At 47.7% G+C, this 12,517-nt stretch carries 11 protein-coding genes; 5 read left to right on the top strand and 6 right to left on the bottom strand.

Features of this window, described 5'->3' with window-relative positions:
• Positions 1 to 108 precede the first annotated feature (108 nt).
• Complete coding sequence (gene fldB, locus AB0763_RS03665) at positions 109 to 627, top strand: flavodoxin FldB (RefSeq protein ID WP_306101197.1); 519 nt, start codon at positions 109 to 111, stop codon at positions 625 to 627.
• A 324-nt stretch (positions 628 to 951) separates the two neighbouring features.
• On the opposite strand, the gene brnQ is transcribed toward fldB, so the two are convergent.
• Positions 952 to 2,256: a branched-chain amino acid transport system II carrier protein gene (gene brnQ / locus AB0763_RS03660; protein WP_306101196.1), complete on the bottom strand. Its 1,305-nt coding sequence runs from the start codon at positions 2,254 to 2,256 to the stop codon at positions 952 to 954.
• 431 nt (positions 2,257 to 2,687) lie between these two features.
• Here brnQ and AB0763_RS03655 point away from each other — a divergent pair, with 431 nt between their 5' ends.
• Both AB0763_RS03655 and srmB read left to right on the top strand, forming a co-directional pair.
• Positions 2,688 to 3,422 (top strand): tRNA1(Val) (adenine(37)-N6)-methyltransferase, encoded by a 735-nt coding sequence (locus tag AB0763_RS03655; RefSeq protein ID WP_306101195.1) that lies wholly within the window; start codon positions 2,688 to 2,690, stop codon positions 3,420 to 3,422.
• A 77-nt stretch (positions 3,423 to 3,499) separates the two neighbouring features.
• Positions 3,500 to 4,729 carry an ATP-dependent RNA helicase SrmB gene (gene srmB / locus AB0763_RS03650; protein WP_306101194.1) on the top strand — a complete coding sequence of 410 codons (1,230 nt, stop codon included), beginning with the start codon at positions 3,500 to 3,502 and terminating at the stop codon, positions 4,727 to 4,729.
• A gap of 52 nt (positions 4,730 to 4,781) precedes the next feature.
• Here the strand turns inward: srmB and yaaA are convergent, their stop codons facing one another.
• Together yaaA and AB0763_RS03640 are read right to left on the bottom strand one after the other, a co-directional pair.
• On the bottom strand, positions 4,782 to 5,555 hold the full coding sequence (yaaA, locus tag AB0763_RS03645; protein ID WP_306101193.1) for a peroxide stress protein YaaA: 774 nt from the start codon (positions 5,553 to 5,555) through the stop codon (positions 4,782 to 4,784).
• A 183-nt stretch (positions 5,556 to 5,738) separates the two neighbouring features.
• Positions 5,739 to 7,172, bottom strand: coding sequence for a sodium:alanine symporter family protein (locus tag AB0763_RS03640; protein ID WP_306101192.1), 1,434 nt, complete (start codon positions 7,170 to 7,172; stop codon positions 5,739 to 5,741).
• A 481-nt stretch (positions 7,173 to 7,653) separates the two neighbouring features.
• On the opposite strand from AB0763_RS03640, the gene AB0763_RS03635 reads away from it, so the two are divergent.
• Positions 7,654 to 7,839, top strand: a complete 186-nt coding sequence (locus AB0763_RS03635) for a DUF3545 family protein (protein WP_306101191.1) — start codon at positions 7,654 to 7,656, stop codon at positions 7,837 to 7,839.
• A gap of 288 nt (positions 7,840 to 8,127) precedes the next feature.
• On the opposite strand, the gene ung is transcribed toward AB0763_RS03635, so the two are convergent.
• Positions 8,128 to 8,844 (bottom strand): uracil-DNA glycosylase, encoded by a 717-nt coding sequence (gene ung, locus AB0763_RS03630; protein ID WP_306101190.1) that lies wholly within the window; start codon positions 8,842 to 8,844, stop codon positions 8,128 to 8,130.
• 782 nt (positions 8,845 to 9,626) lie between these two features.
• Between ung and grcA the strand changes: the two genes are divergently transcribed.
• The gene (gene grcA, locus AB0763_RS03625; RefSeq protein WP_306101189.1) at positions 9,627 to 10,004 is read left to right on the top strand and encodes an autonomous glycyl radical cofactor GrcA; all 378 of its coding nucleotides are present in this window, start codon (positions 9,627 to 9,629) and stop codon (positions 10,002 to 10,004) included.
• Positions 10,005 to 10,258: 254 nt separating this feature from the next.
• Here the strand turns inward: grcA and thrC are convergent, their stop codons facing one another.
• Positions 10,259 to 11,542 carry a threonine synthase gene (gene thrC / locus AB0763_RS03620; protein ID WP_306101188.1) on the bottom strand — a complete coding sequence of 428 codons (1,284 nt, stop codon included), beginning with the start codon at positions 11,540 to 11,542 and terminating at the stop codon, positions 10,259 to 10,261.
• A gap of 3 nt (positions 11,543 to 11,545) precedes the next feature.
• Positions 11,546 to 12,517, bottom strand: a complete 972-nt coding sequence (gene thrB / locus AB0763_RS03615) for a homoserine kinase (protein ID WP_306101249.1) — start codon at positions 12,515 to 12,517, stop codon at positions 11,546 to 11,548.

Raw genomic sequence — 12,517 nt, 5'->3', positions numbered from 1 at the left:
ACTAGCGCGAAAGCGTGACAAGCAAAACCTCGATGACATTGTCAGTGCACAAAAAGGCCATTTACAGGTACAATTCGCCCCCAGTGTCGAAAACCGAAGAGAGTAACAATGAAAATCGGACTATTTTATGGCTCGACAACCTGCTATACCGAGATGGCCGCAGAAAAAATCAGAGCCATCATCGGTGAAGAGCTCGTCGATATTTACAATGTCAAAGACACCCCATTAAACCAAATGGCCGATTACGACCTGCTATTACTGGGCATTTCTACTTGGGACTTTGGTGAAATCCAAGAAGACTGGGCGCAAATTTGGGGTGACATTGCCACCGTATCCCTGGCCGGCAAACACGTCGCCCTTTTTGGCCTTGGCGATCAAGAAGGCTATGGGGAGTGGTTTTTAGACGCCATGGGACTATTGCACGATCAAGTCAAAGCCGGTGGAGCGCACATGCTGGGCTATTGGCCTAATCAAGGCTATCAATTTGACGCCTCAAAAGCGCTGACCGCGTCAGGTGAGCACTTTGTTGGCCTTGCCCTAGACGAAGACTCCCAGTATGAACTGAGCGACGAGAGAATTGAAAAGTGGTGTGAACAAGTGTTAGTGGAATATCACGACACGCTATAATACCAATCTCAACAAGTCTGTAGGCAATGATAGCGCAGGAAAAAGCTGGACAACAAGGCAAGCCTTTTCTTGTCAAGAATGGAATCTAAGTCGTTATTCTACATGGTGTTTTATTCACGATGTTATCGATTTTTTAACCCGCTAGGGTGACCAACGACTGAGTGAGATTGGTCTAAGCGCCTTCGTTGGTTTGGCGCTATTGGCTGACCCATTTACGACCTTAAACGATCCAATAAGGCCCGAACAACGGGCCTTATTGATTGCTTTATGTTGACAAGCCGACTCTGATTGAATCCAACCAACGCTCATCAGTTCCTCTGGTCGTTAGGCTTGCTGCAACGCCTTGGCCTTTTTACCAAACACCATCATCACGACAATCGAAATGGCGGTTGGCAGTAGCCAGCCCATACCGATGCTGAACAAGGGCAAAAAGTGCAAGGCTGATACATCAATCCCCAAGACTTTCGCCGCGTCGATCAACGCAAAGAGAAACGACACCAAAACCACCACTCGATACGCCAAGCGTGGATGGTTGAGAAAGCGACGTACAAAGCTCAGTGCCACTAAGGCGATCGCCACAGGATAAAGCGCAAATAACACCGGCACGGACAATGAAATTAACTGCGACAGACCGACATTGGCCACAAACGCGCAAACCGTGCCCAAAACGACGACCCAAACTTGATAAGAAAAGCGAGTCAAGCGGCTAAAGTATTCCGAACAAGCCGAGATCAAACCAATCGCCGTCGTCAGACACGCTAACAAGACGATCACAGACAATACCCACTGGCCGTACTGTCCAAATAAAGCTTGGACATAAAGGCTTAATACCGCCCCGCCATTATCGACCCCAGATGCAATGGTTCCGCTGGTGGCGCCAAGGTAAAACAACGACATATAAACAAAAGCCAACCCTGCTGCTGCAATAATCGCCGCACTGATAAGGTATTTCGTGGTCGCTTTTTGATCGGACACACCACGGCTGCGGATAGCATCAACAATCAACATACCAAACATCAAAGAGGCGAAGGTGTCCATGGTGTTGTAACCTTCTAAGAACCCTTTGGTTAACGGTTGCGTCAAATACTCGCCTGAAGCGGGTAAAAACGCGCCTTGCGGGTCGACAAGCACGGCAACCGCTAAGACAATCAAACCGACAAAAAGTAAGGGTGTCAATACCTTACCAATCATGTCGATCAGCTTACCTTGTGACCAAGCAAAAAAAGCGGCAATGGCAAAAAACACCACAGAGAACACCGTAAGATCCCATTGCGTCGGGTTCGGGATAAGAGGATTGACCGCCATTTCATAGGCCACTAACCCGGTACGCGGCGCGGCAAACGCAGGACCGATAATGATAAAGATCAATACGGCCATCAAGGTCGCTAAGCGCTTGGGAAGGTCTTGAGTCAGCTTTTCCCACGAGCCACCGGCAATCGCCACCGCGATAATACCGGCGAGAGGCAAACCGACCGCGGTCAATAAAAAGCCACTCATGGCCGGCAGTAAGTGCTCGCCCGCAAGTTGCCCTGCCATTGGCGGAAAGATGATGTTACCCGCCCCCAAAAAGAACGCAAAAAGCATAAAGCCCAATGCGATAATGTCTGTTAATTTTAAAGTCTGCTTCACAGCCAAACCCTTTTATATACTATTAAAATGTTGTGTGTGCTTAGTGCCAGCCTCAAGCAAGGCGCACAAAAGGCCGAGAATAATGACGAAAGCATGCCATTTTATCAAGTATTGACTAAAATCTTATTATGATTAACTGTAAAGCTGACGCACCACAGTCATACCTATCTGATTCAGTGTGTGAACAATGATAGCGCAGAAAAAAAGGGTGAGAGAAAGGCAAGAAAATAATCTAAGCCGTTATTATACCAGTGATTCTCTTAGCAACGTTATCGAGTTTTTAACCCGCTAGGGTGAGCCGCCGATTGAGTGAAATTAATATCACAGAGACAGGGGCTTGTTTGTCGATAAAAAGTGCTCACGAACAGACCTTAAGCCCTACCCTCGCTTCTCGGTGAGGGGTATAATCAGGGTTTTATCGCGACAACCTCATGACAACTCCCCCACGCCAGCGCAAGGCTTTTCATTGCAAACAATTTCGTGTCGAACAGGGCCAATGTGGTATGCCTATCAGCACCGACGGTATCTTACTTGGCGCATGGTCAGGGCGTATTGAGTCTGCTCAACAGGGCGGTGCTCTAGACATAGGAACCGGGACAGGGCTGCTGTCGTTGATGTTGGCCCAGCAATGCCCAAAGCTCGTCATTCACGCAATTGATATCGACGAGCACGCAGTGAAAACAGCGCACGACAATTTCCAGCACTCCCCTTGGGCCACTCGCTTGCACGCGGCGCAACAAGATGTACTAAGTGCTCAGTTCGATCGCCGCTTTGAACGCATTATTTGCAACCCGCCTTATTTTAACAGCGGCGTAAGCGCGCAAAACCACCAACGTGCCCTGGCTCGACATACGCAAAGCCTCGATCACCAGCGTTTGGCGCAAAAAACCGCCGAATTATTGGCAGAACAAGGACTCGCGCACTTTATTTTGCCCGCTAATGAGGGGCTAGCGTTTACGCGCTTAATGCAACAGCAAGGCTTGCATCTCACTCGAGAGTGCTTAGTGCGCGCAGAGCAACACAAACCCGTCACTCGCCGATTGCTCGAGTTTAGTCATCAACGACAAACAAGGATCAGCGAAACCACATTGAATATAAGGCATGAGAACCAGTACACCGCCGCCTTTACAGAGCTAACCCGTGAATTTTATTTAAAGATGGCGTAAATCATCTGTAAACTCATTAACAGAGTCGATATAATGCGCCTCCATTTTTGACTGATTTTTGAGTGTGGAGACTTACTTTGATCAGATCCTTTGCCGAATTAGAGCTAGACCACGCTCTGTTGAGCGCTATTGAAGCCATGAACTTCGAGCGCCCAACCGTTATTCAATCTCAAGCCATTCCCGCCGCCTTAGACGGCCGTGATGTCATGGCATCAGCCCCAACAGGGACAGGAAAAACCGCCGCTTTTGTATTGCCCGCGTTGCAATACCTGCTCGATTTTCCGCGTCGCAAACCCGGGCCTGCGCGTATTTTGATCTTAACGCCAACTCGAGAGTTAGCGATGCAAATTGCCGATCAAGCCAAAGCCCTTGCCTGCCATACTAACCTGAACGTAGCGACCATTACCGGCGGTGTTCAATATCAAGATCACGCCGATATCCTCGCCGCGACTCAAGACATCATTGTCGCCACCCCAGGCCGATTGATCGAATACATCCAAGCTGAGCGTTTTGATTGCCGTGCGATTGAGTGGTTAATTCTCGACGAAGCGGATCGCATGCTCGACATGGGCTTTGGTCCGACGGTCGACAAACTGTCTAACGAATGTCGCTGGCGCAAACAAACGCTGTTGTTTTCTGCCACATTGGAAGGCAAAGGCGTCGATGGTTTTTGCCAAGATTTGTTAAAAGACCCAGCCAATATTGACGCTGAACCGTCGCGCAGAGAGCGTAAAAAAATCACCCAGTGGTATCACCGTGCCGACAATAAAGCGCACAAAAACGCAATGTTGCGCCAATTGTTAACCAGCCATGAAGAGCGCACAATCATCTTCGTAAAAACACGAGACATTCTCGCCGAACTTCGCGCGACATTAGAAAGCTGGCAGTGCCAATGTGCATGGATACAAGGTGAGATGCCGCAAGACCGTCGCAACAATGCCATTCGACGCTTTCGCGATGGTGAAGTCAAAATACTCTTGGCGACGGACGTCGCCGCGCGTGGTATTGACTTACCAGACATTGGCTATGTCATTAACTACGACATGCCACGCAGTGCGGATGTTTACTTACACCGCATCGGTCGTACTGCGCGCGCGGGTAAAAAGGGCAACGCGATTTCATTGGTCGAAGCCCATGATCAACCCATGATTGAACGAGTGGCCCGCTACTGCAAAGAAGAGATCAAAGAGCGCTACATCGACGGCTTGCGTCCTCAGCACAAAAAGCCGACTTTTAAGAAAAAGAAAAAAGTCAAAAGTGACGCCGTAAAGAAAAAAGCCAAAAGCAAAGTAAAAAAGAAAAAGTAATCGCCATAAAAAAAGCCGCATCTCGTATGCGGCTTTTCTTTATTAGCGCGGTTTATTGCTCTTCGCGCTTAAAGACTAACTCCGTTGGCGACGACTCGTCACTGGCAAAGTAATACCCGGCCACATCAAACTCAGTCAGTTGAGCCACAGACTCGATACGGTTTTCAATGATGTAACGCGCCATCATGCCACGCGCCTTTTTGGCATAAAAACTGATGACCTTGTATTGACCATTTTTTTGGTCTTTAAACACCGGAGTAATGATCTGGCCGTCCAAGGTTTTTTTATTGACGGCTTTAAAATACTCGTTTGACGCCAAGTTAATCAGCACGTTGTCACCTTGATCTGCCAACGCTTGATTAAGCTTATCCGTGATAATATCACCCCAGAATTGATAAAGGTTACTGCCGCGTGGGTTATCTAGCTTGGTCCCCATCTCCAGGCGGTACGCTTGCATTAGGTCTAACGGCTTTAGCAGGCCATACAAGCCCGATAGCATGCGAAGATGTTGCTGGGCATAGTCAAAATCGGCTTCGCTTAAGCTCTGAGCATCAAGGCCGGTATAGACATCCCCTTTAAAAGCCAAAATTGCTTGGCGAGCGTTCTCTGGGCTAAAGGTTTCACTCCACTCGGCAAAGCGAGCAACGTTGAGCGAGGCAATCTTGTCGCTGACTTTCATCAAGGTGGCAATGTCGGCTGGGGTCAACTGTCGGCAAACGTCAATCAATTGCTTTGAATGTTCGATCAGTTCAGGCTGAGAATATTTCTCTGTCGCCAATGGAGACTCATAATCCAAGGTCTTAGCGGGGGAAACAACAATTAGCATATATCTTCCTACTCGGTACACCGTTCACTAACGCTTCGCTTCAGCGAAAATTATAGCGATAAGGGTACTCAAAAACCGCGGCGCTGTCTCTATGACTTTACATATTGATTCAATAGCCATGAATTGTCAGTGTCGCGTGGCCTAATAAAAAAAGCCATACGACTCGCGTATGGCTTGTTGATATTACTCCGTCGTGTCTTTTTTACCCCAAATTCCCGGTTCAATTTGTGACTCAAGCTCTGGGTAATTTTTGATATCAAAGGTCGGAACTTTGCCTTGCTTAAGCTGCAAATTATAGTCTTTGGCCAATTTGACACAGATGCCCGACAGCAACAAGATCGCCACTAAGTTGACAATCGCCATTAATCCCATCGAAACATCAGCCAGTCCCCACACCACAGGCAGTGACGCCACAGAGCCAAAAATAACCATCGCCAAAACAGCAAAGCGGAAAAAGACAATCCCTACTTTTCCTTTGCGCTCTAAGAACAATAAGTTGGTCTCGGCATAAGAGTAATTGGCAATAATAGAGGTAAAGGCAAAAAAGAAAATGGCTACCGCGATAAAGGTACTGCCCCAGTCGCCCACTTGAGAGCTCAACGCGGCTTGCGTTAATTCAATCCCAGTGATCTCACCGTGTGGCACATACTCACCGGACATCAAAATAATCGCCACGGTTGAGCTACAAATCACGATAGTATCGACAAACACCCCCATCATTTGTACGTAGCCCTGCGAGGCGGGATGAGGAGGGTATGGCGTTGCAGCTGCCGCGGCATTTGGCGCCGACCCCATTCCCGCTTCATTGGAAAACAGGCCGCGTTTCACCCCATTGAGGACCGCTTGTGCAATGGCATAGCCCAAACCACCGGCGGCCACCTCTTTAAAACCAAAGGCATTGGCAAAGATCAACGTCAAGACATCAGGCAGCTTATTGATGTTGAGCAATAAAATACTCACCGCGATCGCTAAGTAAATTAACGCCATCACCGGAACAATGAGCTCGGCGGTTTTCGCGATGCGCTTAATACCACCAAAAATAACGATACCCGCTAATACGGCGATCACAATACCGACATAAAGGTTGTTCCAACCAAACGCGGTTTCCATCGCATTGACAATCGAATTGGCTTGTACCGCATTAAATACGAACCCAAAGGCGATCAACAGCAAAACAGAAAACAGCGAGCCCATCCAACGCATGCCAAGGCCCTTTTCCATATAATAGGCTGGGCCGCCACGAAAATTCCCATCACTGTCTTTTGTTTTGTAGAGTTGCGCTAATGTACTTTCTGCAAACGCCGTCGCCATACCCACCACGGCGACAACCCACATCCAAAAAATGGCACCAGGACCGCCTAGGGTAATGGCCACTGCCACCCCAGCCATATTGCCGGTTCCCACTCGGGCAGCCAAACTGGTACACAAGGCCTGAAACGACGAAATACCGGATTTGTCGGCTTTACGGCTATTTTTTAACACACTAAACATGTGAGTAAAGTGCCTAATTTGGATAAAGCCTAAACGAAAAGTAAAAAATATTCCCACGCCAACCAAAAGATAAATAAGGATAGATCCCCATAAAAGGTCGTTCATTAAATTGACTAAGTCTGTCATAAGTTCCTCAAAGTGAGTGGCGCAGTACGTGCTCCATGCCCTTCCATATAAAATTGCCTGTTATGTGTCAAAAGGGTTAAGAACAGCTAAAAGTTCAAGCAATTATGGTTATAAATATCGCATCGTGCTTCCATTTTATGATACTGCGTTTTTTTGACCGCGGGATAATGCAATGACACACCACAAAAATCAATATGAAACATAACACTTAAAAGCGCAATTTTATCGCCAATCGCCTGTGCTTTTGAAGCCAAGGTTTGGATAACATACTCATTTAAGATGAAGAAATAATGAGATCTCAACGAGATATTACAACATTTCCTTTTCGCAATACTTGGTTTTTAATTTTGCTTTCGACTAGTATAAAGACGTTGCTTATTTACTTTTAAACGTCACGGAATAGACACAAATACGCAACAAAGCCCAGTTATGCTCGGGCTGTAACACAATAAATCAAGAGTTTAATAAAGAGAGGTGGCTTATGGATGGCATCCAATTGAATGACTTGTTGGATTTTGATTATGAAACCCCACGCCGTACCCGTTCTAAACCGGTGAAGCGTAAATGGCGCGAGATCGAAGCAATGAATGATCGTCGCAATCTACTCAAGGAACTGAGAGAGCTCGATATGGGCGGTGAATATTCTCTCGACGACATAGAACTCTAACAACCACTCCCATGGCTTTAAGCCTCGTTGGGGCTTAAAGCCTCATTAACGCCTCTTTCTTCTTCTCACCCATTTGTCATTATCAACGCCTAACGTATCAAACGTCCAACGTATCAATCGCGTCTTGTCTCTCGACCGTCGAGAGTGGCTCGAAACCCCATAGTTCTCAATAAGCCATAGTTCTCAACAACCCGTGCGCACTCTCGATTGTTGTCATCTAGGGCAAAACGAACAAGGCAACGTCGCACCTTGGCGCAAAACGTCACACGCCCTTTTTACCACTCACTTTTAGAGCAATGTGTTCGCGTCAGATGACGGCTCAAGATCCGTTGCCAGACGGGGTAAGCGCCAATCGATGATTTGCTTTCCCTGAGCCTGTAAGTACGCATTGGCCTTTGAAAAAGGTCGACTGGTAAAAAAACCGCGGTGGGCGGACAAAGGGGACGGGTGCGGCGCACTCAACACACAGTGTTTCTCGGTATCAATCATACGGCCTTTTTTTTGCGCATGCGCCCCCCACAGTAAAAAGACCACCCCGCTTTGCTTATCATTAATGCAGTCAATCACCTGATCAGTGAAGCGCTCCCAACCACATTTAGCGTGAGAGTGCGCTTTGCCCTGCTCTACCGTTAACACCGTGTTGAGCATAAACACCCCTTGTGTTGCCCAAGACTGTAAATAGCCGTGCGTAGGCGTTTCAAAGCCGTCGATATCGTCGACTAACGCTTTGTAGATATTGACTAAAGAAGGTGGCGGTTTGATCCCGGGGCGAACAGAAAAGCACAAACCGTGCGCTTGGTCTTTGCCGTGGTAAGGGTCTTGACCTAAGATCACCACTTTGATTTTTTCAAATGGCGTCGAGTGAAACGCATTAAAGACATCGCTTTGTGGCGGAAAGACCACTTTACCTTGCGCGCGCTGCTCAGCGACAAAATTCAAAATTTGCGGGTAATAATCCTGTTGTTGGACGGAATCAAAAAATTGCTCCCAAGAATAATGCGACAAGACGAGCCCCTATAAGTCATTTGATTGATTTCAGTTTAGGGGATCCTAACAAAAATTACATCACTAAGGTACTTCGCCTCAGCGCAATCTGATAGCCATCGAAAAACACAGCCGGACACAGGCATACTACCGCTCTAGTATAACAAGATACTAATCAACACCATTAACCTGCATAGGGTACTCACCGTCAAAGCGCGGGCCTGTTATCCCCATCTGATTAAATCGTTTATCCATAATAGCGCAAGATAAAAGCGTGAAACAAAGCAAGAAAAGACAGTGAGCCGTCTTTCTACCATTGTTTTTCATAACGTTGTTATCGAGCTTTTTAACCCGCTATAGTGACCCGCTATTTAATGAGATGGACATAAACCCGCGCGCAGGTGAGACAGAGATTAATGACGTTGCGGCGTTCGATGATGACCGCGGCCAGTAATTTGACGATGGGGGACAGGAAGAGCAGGACGAGAAACAGCCATAATAATCACCTCTGATAGGACAACAACACACCTTTTTTCCTATGAAAGAATAATGCCACTTTTTTAATTTTATCGATAAAAATAAATCTAATAATCAATCAATGCCTTATAAAGACAAAGTCAATAACAACGCCTTACGCACTTGTTGGTCCTGCTCGCCCTTGCGCACAAAGAGGGTGAATGGGCTGCACAAAAAAAGAGAATCATCATTTCAGATAGCCGCCCTTTTTTTGATATACATCAACAGAGGTTGAGCCTTTTTCGGTTATACCTAACCACACTGTCAAACAACGCAATGGGTGCGCTATGATTCAAGCTTTACAAATTACTCAAGCCAGTGATCTGGCCTTGCTCAATTCGGTATGGTTAGTGGACAACCAGCGCCAAATCGGTCGCTGCGTCGCCGCTGCACAGGAAGATCAAATCGAACAAACATTGCCGCTAGAAACACTCAGACAATACACCAGCCGGCCTGTTAGCGTCGAGCAACCGGTGAGAGTCGAAGGGGGACAACACCTCAACGTCAACGTGTTAAAACGCGAAACCCTGCTCGATGCCATCGACCACCCCGAGAAATACCCACAGTTGACCATTCGAGTATCGGGCTATGCGGTGCGATTCAATTCACTAACCCCAGAGCAGCAACGCGATGTCGTTGCGCGCACTTTTACCGACTCCCTGTAATAATACCGTGAAATCATACCAATCTGATTAAGTATGTGGTCAATGATAGTGCAGAATCAAGCTTGAGAACAAGGCAAGAAAATACAGTTAGTCGTTGCTCTACAGATTATTTTCTTAACGACGTTATCGAGTTTTTTAACCAGCTAGGGTGACCAGCTATTTAGTTAGATTGGTATAAGGTCTTTGCTGCTTTTGTGCCAATAAAAACGGCGCCCACCGGGGCGCCGTTTTTTTAACCAAAAGGCCTAGTGCGATTACGGCTGAACTCGGTACAACACCGCTTTCAATGCCTCAAAATCGGCGTCGAGATCTTCAGACAAAAGATCCATCGCAGCGTGCTTGGCAAGCGGAGCAGGCAAATCGATATCTGCGCCTAAGATATCATCAACCACATCTTTGAATTTAGCTGGGTGAGCGGTACACAAAAACAATCCCGTTTCACCTTCGTTAAGTTGCTCGACTAGGGTGCGATAAGCAATGGCGCCATGCGGCTCACACAAATAACCCGCTTGATGCAAGTCGCGAACGGACTGAGCGCTTTGCTCGTCGGTCACCGCGCCTTTACCTAGGGTCTCAAGACCCCAACCTAGGCGCTGACAGAGCTCTTCAATACGCGGCCAGTTATTGGGTTGGCTCACGTCCATTGCATTTGACATAGTGGCAATCGTCGGCTTAGGTGCCCACTCTCCGGTTTGTAGATAACGAGGAACCGTATCATTGACATTGGTGGCCGCAATAAAGCGTTTTACCGGCAGTCCCAATGCTTTAGCTAAGAGGCCAGCCGTTAAGTTGCCAAAATTACCACTTGGTACTGAAATAACCAGATTTTCGCGCTCTTCGGCACTCATCTGTGACGCCGCTTCGAAGTAATAGCAAATCTGTGCCATCAAACGGCTGATGTTGATTGAGTTGGCTGAGTTTAAACCGATGTCTTGACGCAATTGACTGTCATCAAACGCTTGCTTCACCAAGGCTTGGCAAGCATCAAAATCGCCATTGATAGCCACCGTGTGGATGTTTTTGCCCAAGGTGCAGAAGAGTTTTTCTTGTAATGGGCTGATCTTGCCTTTGGGATACAAGATGACCACATTGATGTTTTCCATCCCGTAAAAGGCATGAGCAACCGCTGCCCCGGTATCACCCGAAGTGGCGGTAAGAATGGTAATTTGTCCACCTTCAGATACCGCGGCCAAAGACTGTGCCATAAAGCGGCCACCAAAATCTTTAAAGGCCAACGTTGGGCCATGGAAAAGCTCTAACGCGTAAACGCCCTCTTCAACCGCTTTGATCGGCGCATTGAATTGGAAGGCCTCCTCAACCATTTGTGAAACCGTCGTTTCACTCAACTCGTCACCAATTAACGCTGACAAGATTTTGCTGCTACGCGCTTTAAAATCCAAGCCGAGCAAGGCATCGATATCATCAAACTTTGGCAATTGCTCTGGGAAAAACAAGCCCTGATTGCGACCTAACCCCTGGCGCACCGCTTGGCCAAATGAGACTTGTTCGTCTTGTTCTTTTATGTTGTACAGCTTCATCGCTTACTTCCTGCTTCCTGTCATTTGTGAGCCCTGCTTGTCTAAGCGACAAACGTGGACAAAACCTTCTTCATTTTGTACGTAGTTTTGCTCAAGCCATTGAGCGACGCGCTGGGCGACTTTGGCCTCTTGACACACGCTAAACAAGGTCGGGCCACTGCCTGAAATCCCTGTAGCAAGTGCCCCTGCGCTTTTGGCAAAGCTGCGCGCCTCAGCAAAACCTGGCAATAGTTTTTCGCGATACGGTTCGGCTATCACGTCTTGGATCATCGACGCCGCGAGCTGTGGTTGATTGGTGTGGCACGCGTGGATGAAACCGGCTAAATTGCGCCCATGTGCAATAATATCTTGGCGACGGTACTGAGCAGGTAAAATCGCGCGCGCTTCTGCTGTCGAGACCTTAATGCCCGGATAGGCCATGACCCAATACCACTCATCAAAGCAAGGCACAGATTGGCTGATGATCCCTTGCGATTCTATCATGAGTTGTACGCCACCCAAATAACAAGGTGCCACGTTATCGTAATGCACACCACCTGAAATTTGACCTTCCATTTCGCCCATCAACGCCAACAACTCAGTTTCGTCTAGCGGGTTACCGTGGAATTGATTCAACGCATCAAGTGCCGCAACGATAGAACAAGCACTTGAACCTAACCCTGAACCAATCGGCATGTTTTTCTCTAACGTCATACTGACCGGCAAGGCATCGAGCCCTTTGCTTTCTAACTCACGAACATAGACTCGCCAACAGTCGTAAACAATATTGTCTTTGGTTTCGGTGGGCAGTTTATCGACGAAACTGCCTTGTGTCGTCAAGGTAAATGGCTCTTGCCCAGCACTGACTTTGACAACATCGCCTAGGCGGGTGCCATCAATGGGGGACACCGCGGCCCCCAATACATCAAACCCCACGCTGACATTGCCAATCGATGCCGGTGCATACACCACGACTTCAGGTCTGTTGTTTTCCAT

Origin of the sequence: Vibrio sp. HB236076, from assembly GCF_040957575.1 — a bacterium.
GTDB lineage: Bacteria > Pseudomonadota > Gammaproteobacteria > Enterobacterales > Vibrionaceae > Vibrio.
The sequence above is the reverse complement of the archived record's forward strand: the minus strand, read 5'-3'. Positions and strand labels throughout refer to the sequence as shown.

Bases quoted from the DNA above. Each gene is read 5' to 3' on its own strand.
- thrC (WP_306101188.1), bottom strand. From the start codon at position 11,542: ATGAAGCTGTACAACATAAAAGAACAAGACGAACAAGTCTCATTTGGC.
- AB0763_RS03655 (WP_306101195.1), top strand. From the start codon at position 2,688: ATGACAACTCCCCCACGCCAGCGCAAGGCTTTTCATTGCAAACAATTT.
- grcA (WP_306101189.1), top strand. From the start codon at position 9,627: ATGATTCAAGCTTTACAAATTACTCAAGCCAGTGATCTGGCCTTGCTC.
- AB0763_RS03640 (WP_306101192.1), bottom strand. From the start codon at position 7,172: ATGACAGACTTAGTCAATTTAATGAACGACCTTTTATGGGGATCTATC.
- AB0763_RS03635 (WP_306101191.1), top strand. From the start codon at position 7,654: ATGGATGGCATCCAATTGAATGACTTGTTGGATTTTGATTATGAAACC.
- fldB (WP_306101197.1), top strand. From the start codon at position 109: ATGAAAATCGGACTATTTTATGGCTCGACAACCTGCTATACCGAGATG.
- yaaA (WP_306101193.1), bottom strand. From the start codon at position 5,555: ATGCTAATTGTTGTTTCCCCCGCTAAGACCTTGGATTATGAGTCTCCA.
- thrB (WP_306101249.1), bottom strand. From the start codon at position 12,517: ATGGAAAACAACAGACCTGAAGTCGTGGTGTATGCACCGGCATCGATT.